Genomic DNA, 22753 nt, shown 5'->3' with positions numbered 1-22753 from the left:
TTATCCGATATGAAACTCGTGACGGACGAGGTTCGTTAAATACGAGCGCAGTTCCTCCTGCAGCCCTTCCCGCTCCAGAGCCATTTCGATGGTGGCCTGGATATAGCCGAATTTATCGCCGACGTCGTATCTTCTCCCCTCGATCGGATAGGCGACCATCGGCTGCTTTTCGTTCAAAATGCGCAGCGCGTCCGTCAGTTGGATTTCGCCTCCGCGTCCTGGCTCGCATTTCTCCAAGATATCGAAAATCTCCGGCATAATCAGATAGCGGCCGATTACGGCCAGGTTGGAAGGCGCATCGCCGCGGTCCGGTTTCTCCACGAGATCCGCAATTTTCTTATAAGCGGTAATTTCGTCCGAAGGTACGACAATTCCGTATTTGCTCACATCTTCCCAGGGAACTTCACGGACGCCGATGACGGACGTCTGAGTCTCCTCGAACACGTCCATCATCTGGCGCAGAGCGGGTTTGGACGAACGAAGGATATCGTCTCCGAGAAGTACCGCAAACGGTTCATTCCCGATAAACTTGCGGGCGCAGTAAATCGCATGGCCCAGACCGAGCGGCTGCTTTTGACGGATATAGTGCACATCGGCCAGGTTGGTGACCGTACGGATCAGGGAAAGAAGCTCATCGTTCCCCTTCTCCTCAAGCATCATTTCCAGTTCGACAGATTTGTCGAAATGATCTTCGATCGCGCGCTTGTTACGTCCCGTGACGATTAGAATATCCTCGATCCCGGATTCGATGGCTTCTTCGACTATGTATTGAATGGCCGGTTTATCCACCAGCGGCAGCATTTCCTTGGGCTGCGCCTTGGTGGCGGGCAGAAACCGCGTTCCGAGACCGGCCGCGGGAATGATCGCTTTACGAATTTTCACGATTGTTCCTCCGTTCCTGAAGTTTCCGCACAGTTTCCAGCGAAGTGCGCTTGGAACCGAGCGGAGCGTGAAATACCTGGCCGGCGCGAACGCCGTGGAAATCCGAGCCTGCCGTTGCGATCAGCCCGTGCTCACGGGCCAGGCGCCCGTAATGGGCTTCCTGCTCCGGCGTATGATCGGCGTGGTTGACTTCGATGCCATCTAAACCATATGCGATGAGTTCCCGCACGATGTCTTCATCGCCGTAAAGACCCGGATGGGCAAGCACGGCGACTCCGCCGGCATCTCTAATCCAGTCGATGGCCGTAACGGGACGAATGCGCGGCGGATTGATATAAGCGGCTCCGCCTTTGCCCAGATATTTCTCGAAAGCTTCGTTCATCGAGCTTACATATCCTTTGGCAAGCAGAACGTTTGCGATATGAGGGCGGCCGATCGTGTCCTCTTCGCTTTTGCCGGCCTCCAAGTGTTTGACGACTTCCTCCATCGAAACGGCAAGACCCATCTCGTTCAGACGCGCCAGCATCATCTCGTTGCGCTTGTTGCGCGTATTCCGGAGCTCTTCCAGACGCTCCAGAAAGCTTTCCGACTCCGTATCGATGTAGTAACCGAGCACATGGATATCCTGCCCGCCGGCCACCGTGCTGATTTCGACGCCGGGAACGACTTCGATCCCTATCCGCCTGCCTTCAAGCTGCGCCGCCCTGACGCCGGAAACCGTATCGTGATCGGTTATCGCTACGGCCGCAAGCCCGGCTTCCTTAGCCAGCCGGACGTTGTCCTCGGGCGCCTGCGTTCCGTCCGACGCCGTCGTGTGCGTATGTAAATCGGCCCATTGAGTCATAGATGGTGCCCCTCCTTTTTTCTCCGGCAAAATGTATCCGGTCATCTCTATAGGGATGTAACGCCCGTTTCTAAAGCCATTTGACCAAATCGTCCCGCCGCATAAAATTCAAAAAGCTGACCGCCGACAACGGCAGAAGGGTCGAATTCAAATAAATCGCGTAGAAACTGCGCGAAAAAGACACGCCTTCGATTTCCTTTATCTTTAATATACCAAGCCGGACCTCATGTTTAACCGATGACTGCGACAAAATAGAAACGCCGAGACCGGCTTCTACCGCCGATTTGATGGCTCCCGTGCTGCCCAGTTCCATGACAATGTCCATTCCGCTGCATGAGATGCCCGTCCGCTCCAGCTCCTCTTCCATGACCCGCCGGGTTCCCGAGCCTTCTTCCCTAAGGACGAACGGGTATCGGAAAACGTCCTCCATACGGATCGTCTCCATCTCCGCCAGCGGATGCCCCGCAGGGACAATCAGCTTCAGCTCATCGCTCAAAATGGCTTCCGTGTGGACATCCGGATGCTGAATGGGAGCCTCGACAAGGCCGAACGTCAGCTGATGGGCAAAAATTTCGTCCAAAATTTGCGTCGTATTCATGACTTTCATCGCAACCGAAATATTCGGGTATTCTTTGCGGAAGGGTCCCAGCAGGCGGGGCAGGATGTATTCCCCCATCGTCAGCGAGGCTCCGAGCTGCAGCCGTCCTTCGGCCATGGCCGTAAAGCCTGTCATGGCGTTCTCGGTTTCCCGGATGAGCTCGACGCACTTGCGGGCGTAGGGAATCAGCGTCCTTCCCGCTTCCGTCAATTCGATTTTTTTGGTAGAGCGGTGAAACAGCTTGATTCCGAAATGATCCTCCAGGGACTGCACCTGCATCGTGACCGCGGGCTGCGTCATATGAAGCGCCTGCGCGGCGTGCGAAAAGCTGCCCTTTTCGGCTACCGTGTAAAAGATATGAAGCTGGTGAAAATTCAGAGCCATCGTCATCGCCGCCCTTTCTCCGCATTTATTATAGCATTTATAAGACAGAAAAAAGAGCATGCCTGCAAAATGCAGGCATGCTCTTCGTCGTGTCGTAAACCCTTCATCTGCCGGAGTTACCGCCGCTTGCGGCTGTTCTTGATCAGCGTCATCCGGCGGGAGTGGCGGAGCCACGAGTAGTACGATTTCAGATCGCGCAGCTCGATGGTCTCCGACATTCTGCCGAGGAAAGTCACGATAATCATTTTATGAAGCGGGTTGCCCGCAATATCGGTTTCGTTCTCAATGACGGAAAACTCGGCGACCATCACCAGATCGTCGTCCACGAGATAAACGTCCTGTTCGTTCTTGTAATACGAAGCGATGCGTCCGTCTTTCAGTTTATCCCATAAAAAATCGCATATGTCCTCGAAGCCGGTTTTCTCGCTTTCAACCCGGTCCGTCCAGCGGAGACGAGCGTGATTCGTGATCACAATGTCCGCAATTTTTTTGTCGTTCAGGTTAACATAAAAAGGTTCGTACGTGCTCCAGCGGTCCATTGTTTTGTCCCTCATGAATCACAACTCCTCTCCAAGCATTTAGGCCTTTATACCTACTGGTTTTCAACCATTGTAACTCAATATTTAAATATTTCCAAATAAAAACGCTCACTTAATTTATAAATATGGCGCGGTACAAGAAAAAATGTCACACAACTGTAGAAAATTCAAAATTAACAAAAAAATCAATCTTCTCATAAACTGCAAAGAGGATGAAATAACATTTCAGAATACTTCCCAGCCGCAACGCCAACAAGGAGTGACCGTCGGTCAAATAACCGGCTTATTCGGAAAAACAGATTTGCGCTTTTGCTCTACAGTGTGTAAAATTTTGATTTGTCCGGTCCGTGGCTTTCGTACTCGGTTTTAATTTCACCGCGGTAAGAACGTTCCACCTTGCGTACGTAAGCCAGTTTCTGAAGTTGGCGTACGGTTTCGTCATACCGGCTGGCATGAATATACAGCACCACATAGTGCATTTTCTTGGACATGTAGTGCACCGATCCGAAGCGCTCCAAGTTTTTGGCGGCTTTCAAATCAGTCACCCATATGATAAGTCCGGTTCGCTCCGTTATCATGTCGTTTGACTCCTTTAGACAGGTTTGGCTTCTGATAAACTGATTCTATTTTACGGGTTGGAGATGATCCTAAATGTCGGCTTCCTCGGCTGTCATTGCCCGCGTCATTCGCGGGCCCATCACTGAAAGTATTCACCGCGGCCATATCGCTGTCGTCGATCATACGGGCCGCCTGCTTCACAGCCTGGGCGATCCTCAAGCGGTTACATTCGCGCGTTCCACCGCAAAGCTGATCCAGGCGCTGCCCGTTCTCGAATCGGGCGCCGCTTCCGACTTCGGCTTCACGGACGCCGAAATCGCCCTGATCTGCGCTTCCCATAACGGGGAAGACCGGCATGTCCGCGCGGCGCGTTCCATTCTGGCCAAAGCGGGCGCGGAAGCGGACGATCTGCAGTGCGGATCGCACTATCCGTTCCACAAGCCGACTTCGCGGCAGATGCGCCAGGAGGGGGAAGCCCCCACGCCCCTGCACAACAACTGCTCCGGCAAGCACTCCGGCATGCTCTCTCTGGCGGCTAAGCTCGGCGTCAGCACCGAGCATTACATGTCGCCCGAGCATCCCGTGCAGCGCCAGATGCTCCAGGCCGTCGCAGAGATGGCGGGCCTTGCCCCCGAGGAAATTCCTCTGGGCGTAGACGGCTGCGGCGTGCCCGTGTTCGGGCTGGCCATCGACCGTCTCGCGCTCGCTTACGCGCGTCTCGGCAAGCCCGACGGCCTCTCCGCCGAGCGCGCGGACGCCTGCCGCCGCATCATTGCGGCCATCCGGCGGGAGCCTTCCTACCTCGCGGGAAGCGACCGCTTCGACACGCGGCTCGCCGAGGCGACCGGCGGCAGAATCATCGGGAAGATGGGCGCCGAAGGACTCTTCGCCGTCACCGTACCCGATGAAGGACTGGGGCTTGTCCTGAAAATCGAGGACGGCGCCCAGAGAGCGCTTTACTGCGCGATGTTCGAAGCGCTTGTCCAGCTCGGTCTGCTTCATACGGACGAGATGGAAGCCCTTGCGGAATTTCGTGAACCGAAGGTCACGAATTGGCAGGGCACCGTCGTAGGCTCCATTCAAGCCGACTTCAAGCTTATTTAAACAGCAGCCGTGTCCGCGGGAATCATCCGCAGGCACGGCTTTTTTAAATCACCTATTCTCGTTACCGTCAAGAGACGTTCGGATTGTCAAGGCTGCCGGTGCGGAAACCTAGAGGGGGCCGAGCCCCCGGTTCCGCTTGTCCGGTTCCTGCGGAGATTAACCGCAGCTGGAGCAGCTCCCGCCAGATCCGCAGCTGGAGCAGCCGCCGCCCGATCCGGTGTCGAGCCCGCCGGGAACTTTGATCGTATCGGATACGGCAGTCGCGATAGTTTTCGATATGGTATACAGCAGCTGATCCAGCCGTTCCTCCGCTTCCTTGAACCTGTTTATGCTCTCCACCTGTTCAAGCCGGGACTGCACCGCTTGGACTTTGTCCAGCGCGGCATGGTAATCGGGATGGAAATGGCCGAAACGCTCGCATTCCTCGAACAAATCTTTGGCTTTGTTGAACTCTCTCACGAGCCTCTGCGCCTCGAAATCCTGTTCCACCGCCTGCTTCCAATATAGATAATCCGCCACTTCGGCAGAGTTGTTAATGAGATCGCCCACCTGATACGCACCCATTAGAATGGACGACATATCCATCGTTTTGGCTTCCGCCACACTCACAATCGATCACTTCCTTTTGTGTTTCCTGCGTACTCCCCCTATCATATCACAGTTCCCTAGGACTTTCTCCATTTTTAAAAGCATACGGGATGACTTTTGTTGGATATTCCTCAGAAAAAAAAGGATCGTTTACAGGCGTCTCGGTGTTTGAAAATAAAGAAACGATTCGTACAAGGTAAATTATATTACATAATTTTCCATAAATCAAGTTTAACAAATTTAAGTTACGATACTCCGGGCAAAAGGATACGAATGCGGCTGATCCGACCGGCTTGAACCGTTCTGTTTCCGCCTGCGCCGTCCGACAGTTCGATGGTCAGCTCTTCTCCCCGTTCCACGGCCCTGCGCGGAATCCATACCGCCACTGCACCGCCTTCAACTTCGGCTAAAACAGGGGCTCCCCAGGTAACCGCCTGCCGAACGATTTTAAGAATAGTCGACGCATGGTACCCCCTGCTTTCCCGATACCAGACCGCAGGAATATCCCGCATTCCGGGATACATTTCCTCTGCGGTAGGCAGGCGGGTCTCCAGTTCCAGGTACTGGACGGGGTCCTGATCGTACACGATTCCTTTAAGCGTTTCTGTTTCCGGATCTCCATCCGGGTCCGGTGCTTCCTCTTCGTCCTGAAAATCAGCCGCCTGCCGCGGAGAAAAGCCCGCCGCGTCCAGCAGCTTCATCATGTCGGACATTTTGCCTGCCGGAACGATAAAATCAGAGTCCCCGATTTTCTCAAGCAGCAGCCTCCCGATCTTGGGATGGCGCGAGACTTGTTCCGCCAGCTGCGCGTCCGCGCAGCGCAAAAGAGTCACGCCGCCGAGCACGACCCGGCCGTACTGCTCGCCCCATGCGGCGATCGTAAGCCGGACGGTTTCCGGCACACCGTGGCGGGCATGACTTTCGAGAAGCTCCAAGGCCTGTTCCGGCGGAGTTCCGTGATCCGCCCCTCTTTGGACGCTTTCTTTGGTCAGGCGGTACACGGCCATGCGGTCGCTTTTCACGAGCTCGGCGAAACGGGCGATTTCCCAGCGTACCGTAAACGGGCATTCCGGCGGGATCATCACCTCGAAATCCGGCTGTACATACAAAAAAGCGGACGGTTTCGCCGTTTTCCGCTCCTCATTCGCTCTCTGTTCATACCGTACGGGATGAAGCCAGCTAACCGATACGTCACCGCTGTCTTCCGGCTCCCAGTCGAGCCATCCGAACGCCCGCAGAGGTTGAAGCCATTTCTGAACCAACCCGAGGGAAAAACGCGCTCCCTCCTCCTCTCCTCCGGCCAGCGTTTCCCGCCTGTTCAGCTCTGCCGCCAATCGGCTCAGCCGTATTTTTGTACCGGCCGCGAGCTTGTCGAGCAGGCATACCGCGTGCTGCAGATCCACGTCTTCGGGAAAACGGTGTTCCGTCCAAAGCCGGTACAACATCTCCGATTGACGCGCTTCGTCCGTGGCGAGCCAGTCACGAAGCCGGGGCTTGTGCAGAAGGAGCCGGTCCCGGATCCGGTGCAGAAGCCCCAGCCGCTGCAAAAAATCCAAGGCTGCCGCCAGCGATACCGGATAGGTATCGGCATGCGCGAACTGGAGCCCGCAGCCGGCCAGGTCGGTTTCGTCAAAGCCGAGAAGCGCCGTCATTCTCTGTACGTGGCGCTTGTGCAGAGCTCCGCGCTGTGTAAGCGGCAGCTCGTGCAGATCCGCATAATTGAGCAGCAGAAACAAGTCCAGCGCAAGTCCCTGCCGGGGCTTATCGCCCTGCTCGTAAAGCTGCCGCAGCCTGGCGTTATAGTCGCTGCCGGCATTCCGCTGGCTGCCCGCTCCGTCGCCGTGCCCGACTACATCACAGCCGGGGCCAAAAAACACGGCCTGCCACCCCCGAAGACCATCCTGCGGAAGCAGGAACAGCCGGTCGCCCCACGATTTGCGGAACGCCGCGATCAGCCCCCGTCTGCGCAGACCCGTGAGGGCCGTTTTAACCAAAGCCGCCGCCCAGTCCGCCGTTTCCTTCTCAAGTTCGGCCGGTGTAAAAGGCCGGCTGCCGAAACGGACGACGATCAGCCGAAGCAGCTTCTCCTCATCGGGCTGCAGAGCTGCCCGGAGCTTTCTGAGCACGTCCTCATTTCCGAAAGCTTCCCGGGCCTCTATACCGTGCCCCGCCGCGCTTTTTATCCAATCTTGACCGAGCAGCTGCCTGGAAGCGGCCGGCGGCATTTTATCGAGTATTTGCGCATAGTTCATCGCTCCCGCCCTCCTCTATCCTGTATTCGTACCCCTGTTCGAGTAGAAAAATCCGCCGCTTAATCGCATACTCCTGCTCACTCGTCCCTCTGCTGACCAAGGTGTAGAAGAAGGCTTCGTTTCTCCCCTTCTTGGGCCGGAGTATGCGCCCGAGGCGCTGAGCCTCTTCCTGCCTGGAGCCATAGCTCCCCGAAAGCTGGATAGCGACAGAAGCATCCGGAAGATCGACGGCGAAATTAGCCACTTTCGAAACGGCGAGAATCCGGACAAGCCCGGAGTTAAAAGCTTCATAGAGCCGCTGCCGGTCCGCCTGCGGCATTTCCCCGGAAATAAAGGGAATCGTTAATTTCCGGGCGACTTCTTTCAACTGGTCCAAATATTGGCCGATAATGAGAATCGCTTCTCCGTCATGGCGGGCCAGGAGACGCGTTAACGCCGGAAATTTGCGGGAGTTTTCCCCGGCTATGCGGAACCGGCTTCTTTTGTCCGCTTCGTAATAGTTTTGCAGCTCACCGGTCTCCATCTCCACGCCGATCTCCGTGCAGGTTACCCGCGCGATCCATCCTTCCAGCTCCAGCCGCTTCCAGGGCATATCGAACAGTTTGGGGCCGATCAGGGAAAAAACATCCTCCTCCCGTCCGTCCTCGCGCACGAGGGTCGCCGTCAGTCCGAGCCGCCGGGTCGCCTGGATATCCGCGGTCGCCCGGAAAACGGGAGCGGGTAAAAGATGCACCTCGTCATAAATAATGAGCCCCCAGTCGCGGCTGTTGAACAGCTCCATATGGGCTTGTTCGCCACCTTTTTCACGCCGGTGTGTAAGAATTTGATACGTCGCGATGGTGACGGGTCTAACCAGCTTGACGTCCCCGCTGTATTCACCGACGCGTGATTCGTCCAGACTGGTCTTGGCCAGGATTTCTTTGATCCATTGACGGACGGATGTCACATTTGTGGTCAGGATCAGCGCCGCGCAGCTTAGTTTTGTCAACGCGGCGATGCCGATGACCGTTTTTCCCGCTCCGCAGGGCAGAACGAGCACTCCGCTGCCTCCGTCCGAACCGCCGGCCGGATGAAAGCACTCTACCGCTTGGCGCTGGTAGTCTCTCAGCTCCACTCCTTTAAGCTCCGCCGGAAGATCTTCTCCCGCGTGATAACCCGCCAGATCAATGACCGGATATCCGAGCCGCATCAGCTCCTGCTTCATGACGCCCCTCATGTCCGGCCGGACTGCGAGTGCGGAACTTTGCACAGCTTCCGCGGGACCTGCGTCTTCCCGGTCGAAAAACCGCTTCAACTCTTTCAAACCGCCCAGTCTGGCCAGCAGCTCCGTGTCTGCGGATTGGAGATACAGCTTCCCCTTGTCGGAAATGAGCCGAAGCCGTCCGTACCGGCCCAGAATGGAGAGAAGTTCATCCTCCATGCGGCGGGAAATACCGTATTTCGATTCCTCCTTCAGAAAACGGATAATATCGGCGCCGCGCAGGCCCGAAGCCGCCGCATTCCACAGGGACAAGGGCGTTATTTTGTAGGTATGAAGATGCTTCGGACTTTTAACCAGATCCGCGAAAAGCGCCAACTCCGCACGGATCGACTCGAAACGCTCATGATCCGCTTCCGCCAGTACAGTAAGATCCTGTTGAACGATGAGCGCATTGTCAGATGCCGGATTCACGGCGAGGCCTCCCTTTTTATCCGAATTCTCTCTTCACTATTCTTAGTATGAAAGGAACTTCCGAGAAATAAACGTTGCCGGATCATTTGTGCTCCGTTTCGGAGCATTGTATAATGACGAGGTTCCTTTTTCCAAAGGAGCATTCAAACTCACAACAAGGAATGGATCTCATGAACACAAAAAAAGCCCTTCTTCTATTTATTCTTGCCGCCCTTTTTCTTGCCGCCTGCGGGTCCGCCCAACCAAAAACGGATTCCGGATCGTTCAAAGAAACCGTCCTTGCACGTTATCCCGAGCTGAAAACGCAAAAAATGACGACAGCCAAGGTCAAAAGAGTAGTGGACGGCGATACGTTCGAGCTGGAAAACGGAGACAAAGTGCGGCTGATCGGGTGCAATACGCCTGAAACCGTTAAGCCGAACAGCCCTGTCGAACCTTACGGCAAGGAAGCGTCCGACTATACGAAAAAACGGTTGACCGGAGCAACCGTCTATCTGTTCAACGATGCCGGAGATACCGATAAATACGGCCGGCTGCTCCGTTACGTCTTTATTGAAGGGGAGTCCGTCATGTATAACGAACTTCTTCTACAGGAGGGGTATGCCAACGTGATGACCATTCAGCCCAATGTGATGTTCTCCGATCGTTTTGTAAAAACGGAGCGGGAAGCCCGCTCCAAAAACAAGGGCCTTTGGGGCGCCAAAAGCGCTTCAACTCCCTCCAAAACCGGCGACTCCCCAAAAGGCGGCTCCGGCAAAAATTCGGAAGATGCCAATCAAACGGCAGCCTGCCCCGATCCTCAAATCAAAGGCAATATCAATTCCAAGAAAGAAAAAATTTATCACGTTCCGGGCAGCTCCTCCTACGAGCAGACACAGGCGGAAGCCATGTTCTGCACGGAGAACGACGCCAAGAAGGCCGGCTACCGCAAAGCCGGATAGTCTATAATAGCCCGAAAAAAAGACGCACCGGATGCCGGTGCGTTTTTTTGGGCTGCCAAGCGGCATTCATTTGTTCGAGGACGTGCTCCGCCCTTTCGAAATACGGCTCAGCGCTTCTCCCGCCTCGTCTTCCAGCTTATCCCGGACCGCCAGGTCTCCGATCGCGATAACGCCGACCAAATTGCCGTCCTCGACGACCGGAAGCCGTCGTACCTGGTGCTGGGCCATCACTTTGGCCGCTTCCTGGACATCCGTTTCGGGCGAGATCGTCGTCAAGTGCTCGGAAATAACCTGCTTAACGGCCGTGGACCCGCTGTGTTTCTCGGCATAGCCGCGGACGACCAGATCCCGGTCGGTTACGACGCCGATCAGCGTGTTTCCTTCCACAACGGGAATGAATCCGATATCGTGCTGTTTCATTTTAAGCGCAATTTCATATACGTTATCCTGCAGCGTTACGGTTACGCAGTCGGTCGACATGACCTCTCGGACTGTAGGCACGAAGAATTCCTCCTTCACTTGCATAACGGCAAGTTATGTTAGGGCTGGAATTAGCGTGTCCCCGTTTCGTCCAAAACATGCAGAGCCATTCGCGTCAGCAGTTTGCCGGCAGTCAGCATCGCCCTCTCATCCAGATCGAACTTCGGATGATGATGCGGATAGTCCGCACCCGTCTGCGCGTTCCCGGCTCCCACGAAAATAAAGCAGCCCGGCACTTGCTGAAGGTAATACGCGAAATCTTCCGCAGCCATCACCGGCTCGATCGTAAGAACGCTGTCTTCCGGAAGCATGCCGGAGGCGACTTCAAGGAACCGTTCGAACTCGCCGGGGTGATTGACCAGCGGCGGATACCCCAACCGGTAGTCCATGACCGACTCGGCCCCGTACATCTTGCAGGTCGAAGCTACAATTTCTTCGATCCTTTCTTTCACCTGCAGCCTCAAAGCGGAATCGAACGTCCGGGTCGTCCCTTTCATTTTGCAGGTTTCCGCAATGACATTGAAGTTGGTTCCGCCGTTTATGGAACCGATCGTGACCACGCAGGACTCGATAGGGCTCACTGTCCGGCTGACGATGGTCTGCAAATTCACGACCGCGTGCGAGCCGATGACAACGCTGTCAATCGCTTGATGAGGCATTCCTCCGTGGCCGCCCTTGCCCCGGATTTCAAAATGAAACTCATCGGCCGCGGCCATCATCGCTCCCGGGTTCGATCCGACTGCCCCAACCGGTAGAGGTGTCCACAAATGTACACCGTATACAACGTCCACCCCATCAAGGGCGCCCGCTTCTATCATGGAAGCGGCCCCGCCGGGGGTAACTTCCTCCGCATGCTGAAAAATAAACCGAATTCTGCCCTTCAGCCGTTCTTTTTTCGTGCTCCATATTTTCGCGGCGGCAAGCAGAGTGGATGTGTGCGCATCGTGTCCGCAGGCATGCATGATGCCGGGAACCTTCGATGCGTAGCCGCACTGTTTTTCGTCCTGTATCGGCAGTGCGTCCATATCGGCCCGGAGAGCGACCGTAGGTCCGGGAGCGCTGCCCTGAAGATCGGCGATCAGCCCGTAACCGCCCACCCCCGTGCGGACATCGAGCCCCCACTCGGTAAGTTTCTCCGCTACGAAAGCCGCCGTATTGACTTCCTTATAAGAGAGCTCCGGATGCTGATGCAGATGCCTTCTCCAGGACACCATCGTCTCGTACATCGCTTCCCATTCTTTATCCAGTTCCTCACCCTGTATGATCAAGGTATCACCCGCCCCCGTGTTTGATACGTTTCTTCCTTTCATTGTACCAAATCCTCCCACGTCTTTCACCGCCAAACCGACAACAATTTTACACGATTCCGGGTTTGCTCTTACTTGCAAGACGTAGGGAAACATACTATCATGGTTAAAGAATGCATAGAAATTGGAGGCGTCTGAATTGATTATTGAAACCAAAGGGTTTAAAGGCCTGAAAAGCGATCTTGCCCACCTCGACGAAGTAACGACCAAACTCGGTTTTGTACGTGGGCAGTGGGAATATACCCGTGCAACTTATGATTTGAAAATGGAAGACCCTACGACGAAATCCGACTACTATCTGCGTGTGAACACACGTGCCGAATCCGGCAAACTGGAATCTCCTTACGCGATTCTGTACATCGAAGAAGCATACATAGGCAGAGCTACATTCCCGCACGGTCTCGACTACGAATCCCCGATTCCGGACGCGATTTTGAACAAAGCGAAGCAGAAGTTGTCCCAACTTCAGCAACTGCTGGCGTAACAGGAGACTCTCTTGAGTACCCCTCGCAGAGGAACGCCAGATTTTCTGCTTCTTTTCCTAACCTTCGCGCTGGTCTGCTTCGGCATCGTGATGGTTTTCAGTTCCAGCTCGGTATACGCATCGACCAAGTTCAGCAACCCTTGGTATTTTGCGACCAGACAAATTTTATTTGCCGTAATCGGCACGTTCTTGATGCTGTTCTGCATGAACATCCGGTACAGCAAACTGAAAAACTGGGTCAAGCCCGGCTTTCTTGTGGTGGTCGCCATGCTGGTAGCCGTCCTCTTTTTCAAAGGAATTAACGGCTCCAGAAGCTGGCTCCCGCTCGGAACGTTCAGCCTCCAGCCCGCCGAATTTGCCAAACTCGCTGTAATCGTTTACCTGGCGCAGCTCATCAGCAAGAAGGGCGATAATATTCAGAATATGAAAAAAGGCCTAATGCCAGCTGTTCTCATTACGGCTTTTATCGCCTTCTGGATTCTACTCCAGCCGGACGTCGGTTCGGCCGCTATTCTTATCCTTTGCGCCAGCGTGGTGATCTTCGTGGGAGGCGCCCGTGTGAAGCATCTGTTTTCCCTCGGGGTGGCAGGCGGACTGGCCGCTGCGGTGTTTCTCGGCTTCTACTTTCTATTTAATTTTAAATCCGCTTCCGATCATGTCGGGCTAAGGATGAAACGGTTCACTACTTACTTGAATCCCAAAGACGATGTGCTGGACAGCGGTTTTCAGGTCATGCAGTCTCTTTACGCTTTCGGGCATGGCGGTATTACCGGGGCCGGATTTGGACAGAGCATCCAGAAGCTCTATCTGCCCGAGCCCTATACGGACTTTATTTTCGCCATTATCGGCGAAGAGCTCGGCATGATCGGCAGCATACTTTTCCTGCTGGTCTACATCATCTTCTTGTGGCGCGGACTCGTCATTGCTGTCCGGTGCCCGGACCGGTTCGGAATGCTGACCGGCGTCGGCATTATGACCATGATCGGAGTTACGGCCATTATCAACATCGGCGGGGTAACAGGAACGCTGCCGATGACCGGGGTTACGCTCCCGCTCATCTCCTACGGGGGATCGTCCATGATGGTCACGCTGATCAGCATGGGGATCATGCTCAGCCTTTCCCGCGAGCAGAACCGGCTGGAGAAGAAGGAGAAGGTCGAGAAGGTTACGCAGACTACGCGGGTATACCGCTAGAAGCGCTTTCTCCCCTGATCCGATAGTCTGTGCGTGCGTGACAAGAAAAAAAGGATGCCCCCAGGGCATCCTTTTTTGGTATGTACGCTACCCGGCAGCGGGCCGGAATCGGATTATTTCACGCGGGTCGGATCGTCAATCGAGGCGGCCTCGTCTTCCTTGAAAGAAACGCCTTCCACCTTGACGTTTACCTCCACGATCCGGAGTCCCGTCATGTTCTCCACCGCTTCGCGCACGTTAAGCTGCAGTTCTCTGCATACATCTTGGATCTTGCTTCCGTAAAGGACGATGACCCGGAGATCGACGGCCGCTTCCACTTGTCCGACCTCTACAGAAACACCGCGTTGAACATTTTTACCGCTCAGACGTTTGGCGAATCCTTCTGATATTCCGCCGGACATCGCGGCGATTCCCGGTGTTTCCAAAGCGGCGAGGCCGGCAATTGTAGCCACCACATCGTCTGAAATGCGTATGTTACCCGTTTGAATTTCTTCGACCATCCGAACCACTCCTTCACCAATCGTTATCCCTATTGTAATTGCTGGCAATTGAGAAAGCAACCGAATGCGTCACAGCCGGAAGGAAGCGGACTTTTTCTATGGCGCGGAAATCCTATTTTACAACATTCCCATTTGTGGGTATATTATTTAAAGCGTACATACCTGTAAGATACTTAACCTTAAGCGGAGGGATAGCTTTTGAGAAAGAACCTGTTCAACATCGGTTTAATTGTCACATTCGCACTTAGTGCCGTCGCGCATTATATGCACTGGGGCACGACAATCCAGTTCGCTATCTCGTGTCTGGCTATCCTGTTTGTGGCCGGATTCCTGGGAAAAGCGACCGAAAGCGTCGCCCACTACGCCGGTGACCGGATGGGCGGATTCCTGAATGCGACTTTCGGAAATGCGGCGGAGCTTATCATTGCCTTCTTTCTCGTCAAAGACGGCATGTTCGATGTCGTAAAAGCCAGTTTAACGGGAGCCATTATCGGTAATCTTCTACTCGTTCTTGGAGCGAGCGTGCTGGCGGGCGGTCTGAAGTTTAAAGAGCAAAATTTCAACATCAAGCTGGCCTCGCACAATGCCTCCTTGATGACACTTGCCGTGATCGCGTTATTCATTCCGGCGGTCTTTGCAAAAAGTCTGACCCAGAAAGAAACGACGCAGATGAGCCTGATCGTGGCCGGCGTCCTGATCGTAGCCTACATTTTGTGGCTCATTTTCTCGATGGTGACGCACAAGAAGGAGCTTTCCGATCAAGTTGTCGAACACAGCGAACCGGCCTGGTCCAAAAGGACGTCGATCCTCTTCCTTATTCTCGCTACGGTTATGGTAGGCTTCGAAAGTGAGTGGCTCGTCGGAACGCTGGAAGAATTCACTTCCCGATTCGGACTCTCCGAACTGTTCGTCGGCGCCTTCCTTATTGCGATTATCGGAAATGCGGCCGAGCACAGCGCCGCGGTTATGATGGCTCTGAAGAATAAAATAGGAGCCGCCGTAGAGATCGCGGTCGGGAGTTCGCTCCAGATTGCTTTATTCGTAGCTCCCGTTCTTATTTTCTCGAGCTTCTTCATGGGGAACACAATGGACATCGTCTTCACCACTTACGAGCTGGTCGCCATCGGGGTAGCCGTTATTATCTCGAAATCCATCTCTCAGGACGGTTCCTCCAACTGGTATGAAGGGGTCCTTCTACTGGCGGTTTACCTGATCCTCGGTGTCGTCTTCTTCCTCGTCTAGTGAACTTCCTTATAGAATCAACAAAAAAAGTAACCCGCCTGGTGTGGGTTACTTTTTATTTAAGGCTTCATACAATTTCGCCAAATTACGCTCCAGCTTATTCAGCAGTTCCTTGCCGACATTGGCGGGAATAAGTCCTGCACGGATTGCGAAATCGATTTCCCGCGAATACCCGTACATTTGTGTATCGAGCACCTCTTCGTACAAAGGGCATTGACGAGTCGTCAAGTTTTCCATTTGAATTTCGATCAGCTTTTCGATTTTATATGCATCTTCTTCAAGAAGATTAAGTGCTTTCTGGTTCAAACTCACCAGCAAATCCGATGAAGACATACTTCTTTCCCCCTTGTACAGATTCCTACGCCTTAAGTCTAATATAGACGATAATAAGCCAAGTTACAAGAGAAAGGGCCTTTGCCTTCCTTTTCAAACCATATAAAAAAAGCGCCCCGCATGCGGGACGCCCTTATTTCTCGGATTAGTCTTCCACGATTTGAATGGCCAGCTGATGCTTGGCGAATACTTCGGCCATTGCTTTCTTGGCTTCATCCGCATCCGCTCCGTGAACATGAAGCTCATAGCTGCCGGAGCTCAGAAGCGTCGTAAACAGCCCCAGAATGCTTTTAACGTCAATATACTTATTATCGTATTGCAGTACGATGGAAGATCTGAACTGATTCGCAGTCTGGGAAATTTCCACAATCGCTGCATTGTTGGCACTTGGCATGAAGCATTCCTCCTATACGGTTCAACGTCGTCATATAGTTCTATGTTACACGATGAAACCCCTTACACGCAACAACTTTTTCCATTGCACGTTCTAAAAGGGCTTATTTCAGATTTTCGGGATTAAGGCCCTCGAGTTCGGGAATTACAAACCGTCCGTCTTTGCGGATCAGCACGTCGTCAAACCACACTTCTCCGCCGCCGTACTCCGGACGCTGAATCAGAACGAGATCCCAGTGCAGAGAGGAACGGTTGCCGTTATCCGCTTCTTCGTAGGCTTGTCCGGGGGTGAAGTGCAAGCTTCCGTCGATTTTCTCATCAAACAAAATGTCTTTCATCGGATGCTGGATATAAGGGTTAAAGCCCAGACTGAACTCTCCGATATAACGGGCGCCTTCATCCATATCGAGAACTTCGTTAATGCGCGCCGTGTCGCTGCTTGTCGCTTCCACAATCTTGCCGTTCTCGAAGTGGAACGAGATGTTGTCGAACGTAACGCCCGACTGAATCGAAGGCGTATTGAACGTAATCGTCCCGTTAACGGAATCGCGGACAGGCGCCGTGAAGCATTCCCCGTCCGGAATGTTATTTTGACCCGAGCATTTGATTGCCGGAATTCCTTTGATCGAAAAAGTCAGATCGGTACCGGGCGCGACCAGCCGCACCTTATCGGTCCGCTCCATCAAAGCCTTCAGCGGATCCATCGCCGCGTCCATGTTGCCGTAGTCGAGATTGCACACGTCGAAATAGAAATCTTCGAAAGCATCCGTGCTCTTGCTGGCCAGTTGGGCCATGGAAGCGTTCGGATAGCGGAGCACCACCCAGCGGGTATGCTTGATTCTTTGCTCCAGATGAACCGGCTTCTGATAGTAGAGGCTGTACAGTTTCATCTGCTCTTCGGGCACATCCGCCCATTCGTTCACGTTCTCTCCAGCTCTGACTCCTATGTAACCGTCCATTCTTTTCATGCGGGCAAGATCGGCTTCTCCCCATTCCTGCATTTGTTCCTTCGTTGCGGATTTAATCAAGGAACCGAGTACGCGCCGGTCGATCAGATCCACGTAAGGCTTGCCTCCGCGGGCATAAACTTCTTCGATCAGGCAGCGGACGAGTTCCCGTTCGGATCCGTACATCTCGATCCACACATTTTCTCCTGGCTTGACATCAAGCGAATATTGGACCAAATTGGCCGCAAGTTGTTGAATTCTCGGGTCACGCATGAACTTCATTGCCTCCTTGAAATGATTATGTATTTCCCGGATTACGAGGACGGTTTGTCCTGCTTCCGGGCATCCAGCCGTTTTTTAAATAGACTGCCGAGTACCATCAGAATAACAAAAATGGCAAGCAGAACGAATAATCGGCCCTTATACGCTTTGAAATGAAACAAATCATGGGCAATCAGGGACTCCAGCAGCACCATCGGAATTTTACCGATCGTCGTCCCCAGTACGAACTGGCGAAACGTTACCGAAGTAACACCGGCTCCAAAGCTGATGGCTGATGATGGAATGACGGGAATTAGCCTCCCCATTAGGATGTACAAAAAACCGTGATGCTCCAGCTTCTTGTTGAACTGCTGCACAAGCGGTTTGGAGCTCAGTTTTCTTTCGACCCAGTCATGGGCAAAATAGCGGGCGATAATAAACGCCGTCACACTGCTGAGCACCGACATGACGTAATTCACCACAAAACCCCACTTGATTCCGAACAGCGCGACATTGGCGCCCGCTATGATCACGAACGGTACGAAGGGAAACAGAGTTTGCAGAAAGACCAAGGCTATACCCAGAGTTTTGCCCAGCATGCCAAGCGAAATAAGCCATGGAGTCAATTGCTCCATAGACGCGCCCATATGTCTCCAATCCGATTTTCTATAGAGGATCGAAAGAACGGCAATGATAACCAGCACGATCGTCATCCCATAAATAAATCGTTTGGTACGAATAAATGTAAGCCATTTCAAACTCGCCATCCTCCTGACATTTTTATTGTAACATTTTCTGGGATGATGTAAACTGCGAGGCCCATTATTACCCGATATGTCACCTTTTAACCGGCGGAAGAGCCGCACGAAGCGTCTCCAACTAGACTCCGTCCTTTCCGGCATAAAAAAAGCGCTCCTCACGAGGTGAAGGAGCGGCTTTGATCCATAACGATTTGATTGCGGCCATCGTGTTTGGCCTGGTACAAGGCCATGTCGGCTTTGTAAAACAGGGATTCCACGCTGATTTTATCATCTTCCCAGAACCAGTCCGATACCCCGCAGGACACGGTCACTCCCGGACGCGTCTCGTTCATGACTCTTTCCCGGATTCTTTCGGCGACGCGGAGAGCCTGCTGTTTTCCGACTTTCGGTAAATAAACAGCCAGCTCTTCACCGCCCCAGCGGGCAGCGATGTCCGTGTCGCGGATACTTGAAGCCAGAATCCCGCTGACCTGCATAAGAATCTGGTCTCCGACCTGGTGGCCGTAAGTATCGTTCACTTGTTTAAAATAATCGATATCCACTACGATGAGGGACCCGCAGAAATCTTTCTTCTGCATCTCTTGTACCTGGTTATTCAAATAATGACGCGCATACAAGCCGGTCAGCTGATCCATAATGACCAGCCGCTGGAGCTCGGCATGCAAAGTCGCATTCGTGATGGCCAGACCGATATGACTGCAGAGCGCCTGAAGCAGTTTGAAGTTATCGTAGGAGAAATAATGGGGCTCGCGGTGAGCGACCAGGATAACGCCAAGCACTTCTCCCCCTCCAAGAATCGGGGCCGCCATCAGCGATTTCGATTTCGACAATTCCATCAGTTTCGACGAAACGTGGAATCTCGGGTCGTAATCCGACACGATGATGGCTTCCTTCCGGTCGTAAACGAGCCCCGAGTAGCCTGTCCCCGGTTCGAGATGCTCGTAATGCAGCCGATTGAAGTTGCTCGCTTTGACGACAAGCCGCTCCTTCTCTTCTTCCTTCTGAAGAATACAACAGAATTCTCCTTTGAAGATATCCGTAAGTTCTCCACAGGCGAAATCGAAGATTTCGTGAAGACTCAAGCTTTGGGTCAGCTTCTGGGTCATATCGTTGATGAGCCGCAGCTCGTTGACCAGCAGATTGGAATGCTCGTAGAGTTTCGCATTCTCGAACGCCGTGCCGGCCGCGTCCGCAAGCAGAGTTATAAAGGAAAGCTCCGCCGGATCGACTGTATCGCACGTATATTTAAGATGAAGAACTCCGTATACACCCTGATTTCCCGAAAGAGGCGCCGCAATCTCCCGGCGGCGGATTCCGTCTCCCAAATTTTCTTCGTACACGAACAGCTCGCCTTCCAAAAACGCCTTGGCGCAGATGTCTTCCTCGCCACTCTGGTAGCGGAGAAGCTTGAATGGAAGAGCTCCGTTATGATGGTCCTGCGAAAGCAGCAAATCCAGCATGACGAACGGGTACAGCTCCTGGATGCAATCGATTACGACCGTAAGAACGGCATTAACGTCGATCTGCGCATGCAGCTTGTTCGTCATCTCGAACAGCATTTCCCATTTGCGCAGCTCCCGCTCGTTGCGGTTGATCTGCCCCGACAAGGAAAGCGCCGTGCGGGCGGAATGGCCGCTCATGCTGAACTGCTGCAGCGACAGGATCTGAGACTCGAGCAGCGCCTCCAGCAGGGCGTGATCCTGAACCGGTCCGGCAAGGATGCCGATCGTTCCGACACATTCTCCGGACGGGTTGTACAGCGGAGCGGCACAGGTCACACAGCCGCGCAGCGCCCCTTCGTTATATGTGGAATCGTCGACGGTAACCAGTCTCTGGTGGCGCTTACACTGCGAGAAAGCGGTTCGTTCGAGCAGCTCCTCCGTCCATGCTGTTCCGTCCCGGTATAGAGGGTGCAAAAAATTTTCCGCGGTATAAAATCCGATATTTTGACCGAAAGAATCAAATAGTTCCAAAGAACCATTAAAACTGCGCAGATACCGAGCCGACCGGCCTATCCAATCTTTGAAAAGCTGATGGAGTTCGTCGCGCTGCGACAGAACGCCGCCCTGCCTGTCAAGATGAAGAACATAGGGCTCCAGGCTTGATTCATCAAGCTTTTTCGCGTTTTCGACGGGATAGTACGGTAAGGGGTGGTGAAGTTTGTCGCTCATAGACAACTCCTTTTCCACTTCCGAATAATTAAGAAGTATACTCCTAATGATACTAAATTTTTAGTAGTTATGCACTATCTTTTCCAAGAGTTTATACGGAGTGCTGCGCTTGACATAAGTCCTTTTTTTGCATAAAATAAATAGTCGAGTACAAAAGGTTGTCGGGAGATTTTCGTGACTCACCCTCTATAGCTTCGCTGCTGATTAGCCTGCGGCTGAACAAGCTTCTCAGAGGACGCCCTTCGCGTCCGCCGGCGAAACTATCACGTGATCTGCCCATCTATCCAAAATAACATTTGAAGAGGGGTAACATCCATATGTCACGTTATACAGGTCCTAAATTTAAACTTAGCCGTCGTCTCGGTATTTCTCTGAGCGGCAGCGGCAAAGAACTCAAGCGTCCGTTTCCTCCAGGTCAACACGGCCCGGGACAACGCAAGAAGCTGAGCAACTACGGCATGCAGCTTCAAGAGAAACAAAAGCTTCGCCTCATGTACGGCGTACACGAGAAGCAATTCCGCAACCTTTACAGCTTTGCTGCAAAGCAAAAAGGGATTACAGGCGAAACGTTCATGCAGCTTCTTGAAAGCCGTCTGGACAACCTCGTATTCCGTCTTGGCTTCTCCAACTCCCGTGCAGGCGCGCGTCAGCTTGTTGCTCACGGTCACGTGACTGTAAACGGCAAAAAAGTCGACATCGCTTCCTACTCGGTTAAAACCGGCGACGTGATCGGTCTTCGTGAAAAAAGCCGCGGTCTCTCCGTAATCAAAGAAGCACTGGCTAACCGTAACTACCTCCCGGCTTACGTTGAATTCAACGAAGCGGCTCTGGAAGGTAAATACGTTCGTCTGCCTGAGCGTTCCGAGCTTCCGCAAGAGATCGACGAGAAGCAAATCGTCGAGTTCTACAACCGTCTTTCCTAGTCAACCGTCAGGTTCGACCGCAAAAGAGCCCCGATCTCCGGATCGGGGCTTTTTTTGTGCTTTCTCCCGGTTGTGAAGGGGAAGCCTTTATCGTGCATTACGCTAATTTGATTTTCGCGAATTTACGCTTGCCTACTTGAAGAATATCGCCGTCCTTCACTTCTACGGACGCGTTCGGGTCGGTTACTTTCTCTTCGTTCAAGCGGACACCGCCCTGCTGAATGCTGCGCTTCGCTTCTCCGTTGGTCGCCTGCAGGCCCAGCGTTACGAGCAGCTTCACCAGGCGGATTCCGCCATCCTCAAGCTCTCCTGCGGCAAGCTCGACTTCCTCGATGTCGTCCGGCAGCGCACGCTGCTGGAATACCGTGACGAAGTGGCGCTCCGCTTCACTTGCGGCTTCCTCGCCGTGGTACATGCGCACAAACGTAGCGGCCAGCCGCATTTTGGCGTCGCGGGGATGAACGCTTCCGTCTTCGATTCCCGTACGGAGCGCGCTGAGCTCGTCATGGCTCAGATCCGTCGCCAGCTCATAGTACTTAAGCATAAGCTCGTCGGGAACGGACATCGCTTTGCCGTAAATCTCGTTAGGCGCTTCATCGATCCCGATGTAGTTGCCGAGGCTCTTGCTCATCTTATTTACGCCGTCGAGTCCTTCAAGCAGCGGCATCATGATTGCGACCTGGGCCGGTACGCCGTACTCCTTCTGCAGGGTGCGCCCCATAAGCAGATTGAATTTCTGGTCCGTACCCCCAAGCTCCACGTCGCATTTCAGCGCAACGGAATCGTAGCCTTGCATAAGCGGGTAGAAAAACTCGTGCACGTGGATAGGCTGACCGGAGGTGTAGCGTTTGGAGAAATCGTCGCGCTCCAGCACGCGGGCAACCGTCAATTTGGCGGACAACTCCACCACATCGGCAAAATTCAGGGGGCTGAGCCATTCCGAGTTGTAACAAACGGTCGTTTGCTCCGGATCGAGAATCTTGAAGATCTGCTTTTTGTACGTCTCCGCGTTGCGCTTCACGTCTTCTTCCGTCAGCTGCTTGCGTGTCTCGGATTTTCCCGTAGGATCGCCGATACGGCCCGTGAAGTCCCCGATCAGAAGCTGTACATGGTGCCCCAGTTCCTGGAACTGCCGGAGCTTGTGAAGCACAACGGTGTGGCCCACATGAATATCGGGCGCGGAAGGGTCCAGACCCAGCTTGATTTTGAGCGGCCGGTTGTCCGCAAGGGACTCGGCGATTTTCAGCTTCAATTCTTCCTCCGGCACAATTTCAACCGCTCCGCGGCGCAGGATCTCAACCTGGCGCTCCGCTTCGGCCTTCTGCTCGGCCGACAACTTTTCCCATACATCTTTCATCGTCATCTTGCTTCCATCCCTCTCATTGCTGAAGTTTT

At 53.6% G+C, this 22753-nt stretch carries 23 protein-coding genes; 6 read left to right on the top strand and 17 right to left on the bottom strand.

Annotation, left to right across the window (positions count from 1 at the left end):
- The 5 genes from galU to PCH01S_RS20915 form a co-directional block, all read right to left on the bottom strand.
- Nucleotides 1–882, bottom strand: coding sequence for a UTP--glucose-1-phosphate uridylyltransferase GalU (gene galU, locus PCH01S_RS20935; protein WP_042232690.1), 882 nt, complete (start codon nt 880–882; stop codon nt 1–3).
- Nucleotides 869–1726 carry a PHP domain-containing protein gene (locus PCH01S_RS20930; RefSeq protein ID WP_053228761.1) on the bottom strand — a complete coding sequence of 286 codons (858 nt, stop codon included), beginning with the start codon at nt 1724–1726 and terminating at the stop codon, nt 869–871. Before PCH01S_RS20930 ends, galU begins: the two co-directional genes overlap by 14 nt.
- A 70-nt stretch (nt 1727–1796) precedes the next feature.
- Nucleotides 1797–2708, bottom strand: a complete 912-nt coding sequence (locus PCH01S_RS20925; protein WP_042232837.1) for a selenium metabolism-associated LysR family transcriptional regulator — start codon at nt 2706–2708, stop codon at nt 1797–1799.
- 116 nt (nt 2709–2824) lie between these two features.
- Nucleotides 2825–3262: a hypothetical protein gene (locus PCH01S_RS20920; protein WP_042232685.1), complete on the bottom strand. Its 438-nt coding sequence runs from the start codon at nt 3260–3262 to the stop codon at nt 2825–2827.
- Nucleotides 3263–3561: 299 nt separating this feature from the next.
- Nucleotides 3562–3825 (bottom strand): YlbG family protein, encoded by a 264-nt coding sequence (locus tag PCH01S_RS20915; protein WP_009672616.1) that lies wholly within the window; start codon nt 3823–3825, stop codon nt 3562–3564.
- A gap of 73 nt (nt 3826–3898) precedes the next feature.
- Between PCH01S_RS20915 and PCH01S_RS20910 the strand changes: the two genes are divergently transcribed.
- The gene (locus tag PCH01S_RS20910) at nt 3899–4909 is read left to right on the top strand and encodes an asparaginase (protein ID WP_042232682.1); all 1011 of its coding nucleotides are present in this window, start codon (nt 3899–3901) and stop codon (nt 4907–4909) included.
- 156 nt (nt 4910–5065) lie between these two features.
- Here PCH01S_RS20910 and PCH01S_RS20905 read toward each other — a convergent pair whose 3' ends face one another.
- From PCH01S_RS20905 to PCH01S_RS20895, 3 genes are all read right to left on the bottom strand, one after another.
- Nucleotides 5066–5518, bottom strand: coding sequence for a YlbF family regulator (locus PCH01S_RS20905; RefSeq protein ID WP_042232680.1), 453 nt, complete (start codon nt 5516–5518; stop codon nt 5066–5068).
- Nucleotides 5519–5742: 224 nt separating this feature from the next.
- Nucleotides 5743–7749 carry a helicase-associated domain-containing protein gene (locus PCH01S_RS20900; RefSeq protein ID WP_042232677.1) on the bottom strand — a complete coding sequence of 669 codons (2007 nt, stop codon included), beginning with the start codon at nt 7747–7749 and terminating at the stop codon, nt 5743–5745.
- A complete protein-coding gene (locus PCH01S_RS20895; protein ID WP_042232674.1) occupies nt 7724–9421 on the bottom strand; it encodes a DNA repair helicase XPB in 1698 nt (565 codons plus the stop codon). Before PCH01S_RS20895 ends, PCH01S_RS20900 begins: the two co-directional genes overlap by 26 nt.
- A gap of 170 nt (nt 9422–9591) precedes the next feature.
- Here PCH01S_RS20895 and PCH01S_RS20890 point away from each other — a divergent pair, with 170 nt between their 5' ends.
- Nucleotides 9592–10362, top strand: a complete 771-nt coding sequence (locus PCH01S_RS20890; protein WP_042232671.1) for a thermonuclease family protein — start codon at nt 9592–9594, stop codon at nt 10360–10362.
- A 66-nt stretch (nt 10363–10428) separates the two neighbouring features.
- Here the strand turns inward: PCH01S_RS20890 and PCH01S_RS20885 are convergent, their stop codons facing one another.
- On the bottom strand, nt 10429–10863 hold the full coding sequence (locus PCH01S_RS20885) for a CBS domain-containing protein (RefSeq protein ID WP_042232669.1): 435 nt from the start codon (nt 10861–10863) through the stop codon (nt 10429–10431).
- 50 nt (nt 10864–10913) lie between these two features.
- Nucleotides 10914–12152 carry a M20 family metallopeptidase gene (locus tag PCH01S_RS20880; RefSeq protein ID WP_042232667.1) on the bottom strand — a complete coding sequence of 413 codons (1239 nt, stop codon included), beginning with the start codon at nt 12150–12152 and terminating at the stop codon, nt 10914–10916.
- Nucleotides 12153–12288: 136 nt separating this feature from the next.
- Between PCH01S_RS20880 and PCH01S_RS20875 the strand changes: the two genes are divergently transcribed.
- Both PCH01S_RS20875 and ftsW read left to right on the top strand, forming a co-directional pair.
- Nucleotides 12289–12633 carry a YugN family protein gene (locus PCH01S_RS20875; protein WP_009672640.1) on the top strand — a complete coding sequence of 115 codons (345 nt, stop codon included), beginning with the start codon at nt 12289–12291 and terminating at the stop codon, nt 12631–12633.
- Between the two features lie 12 nt (nt 12634–12645).
- Complete coding sequence (gene ftsW, locus PCH01S_RS20870; RefSeq protein ID WP_042232665.1) at nt 12646–13827, top strand: putative lipid II flippase FtsW; 1182 nt, start codon at nt 12646–12648, stop codon at nt 13825–13827.
- A 113-nt stretch (nt 13828–13940) separates the two neighbouring features.
- Here the strand turns inward: ftsW and PCH01S_RS20865 are convergent, their stop codons facing one another.
- Entirely contained in the window at nt 13941–14327 is a 387-nt protein-coding gene (locus PCH01S_RS20865; RefSeq protein WP_042232663.1) for an Asp23/Gls24 family envelope stress response protein, read from the bottom strand.
- Between the two features lie 198 nt (nt 14328–14525).
- Here PCH01S_RS20865 and cax point away from each other — a divergent pair, with 198 nt between their 5' ends.
- On the top strand, nt 14526–15569 hold the full coding sequence (gene cax / locus PCH01S_RS20860; RefSeq protein WP_042232660.1) for a calcium/proton exchanger: 1044 nt from the start codon (nt 14526–14528) through the stop codon (nt 15567–15569).
- Between the two features lie 48 nt (nt 15570–15617).
- On the opposite strand, the gene PCH01S_RS20855 is transcribed toward cax, so the two are convergent.
- From PCH01S_RS20855 to PCH01S_RS20835, 5 genes are all read right to left on the bottom strand, one after another.
- Entirely contained in the window at nt 15618–15902 is a 285-nt protein-coding gene (locus PCH01S_RS20855) for a YlaN family protein (protein ID WP_042232658.1), read from the bottom strand.
- A 145-nt stretch (nt 15903–16047) separates the two neighbouring features.
- Complete coding sequence (locus tag PCH01S_RS20850; RefSeq protein ID WP_042232655.1) at nt 16048–16296, bottom strand: HPr family phosphocarrier protein; 249 nt, start codon at nt 16294–16296, stop codon at nt 16048–16050.
- A gap of 103 nt (nt 16297–16399) precedes the next feature.
- Nucleotides 16400–17515 (bottom strand): aminopeptidase, encoded by a 1116-nt coding sequence (locus PCH01S_RS20845; protein WP_042232653.1) that lies wholly within the window; start codon nt 17513–17515, stop codon nt 16400–16402.
- A gap of 41 nt (nt 17516–17556) precedes the next feature.
- Nucleotides 17557–18270: a TVP38/TMEM64 family protein gene (locus PCH01S_RS20840; RefSeq protein ID WP_255246861.1), complete on the bottom strand. Its 714-nt coding sequence runs from the start codon at nt 18268–18270 to the stop codon at nt 17557–17559.
- A gap of 149 nt (nt 18271–18419) precedes the next feature.
- Nucleotides 18420–20435 carry a diguanylate cyclase gene (locus PCH01S_RS20835; RefSeq protein WP_042232649.1) on the bottom strand — a complete coding sequence of 672 codons (2016 nt, stop codon included), beginning with the start codon at nt 20433–20435 and terminating at the stop codon, nt 18420–18422.
- Between the two features lie 317 nt (nt 20436–20752).
- On the opposite strand from PCH01S_RS20835, the gene rpsD reads away from it, so the two are divergent.
- Nucleotides 20753–21358 carry a 30S ribosomal protein S4 gene (gene rpsD / locus PCH01S_RS20830; RefSeq protein WP_042232646.1) on the top strand — a complete coding sequence of 202 codons (606 nt, stop codon included), beginning with the start codon at nt 20753–20755 and terminating at the stop codon, nt 21356–21358.
- Between the two features lie 97 nt (nt 21359–21455).
- Here rpsD and tyrS read toward each other — a convergent pair whose 3' ends face one another.
- Nucleotides 21456–22721, bottom strand: coding sequence for a tyrosine--tRNA ligase (gene tyrS / locus PCH01S_RS20825; RefSeq protein ID WP_407670195.1), 1266 nt, complete (start codon nt 22719–22721; stop codon nt 21456–21458).
- Between the last annotated feature and the right edge of the window lie 32 nt (nt 22722–22753).

The sequence above is a fragment of the Paenibacillus chitinolyticus NBRC 15660 genome (assembly GCF_000739915.1).
GTDB lineage: Bacteria > Bacillota > Bacilli > Paenibacillales > NBRC-103111 > Paenibacillus_F > Paenibacillus_F chitinolyticus.
The sequence above is the reverse complement of the archived record's forward strand: the minus strand, read 5'-3'. Positions and strand labels throughout refer to the sequence as shown.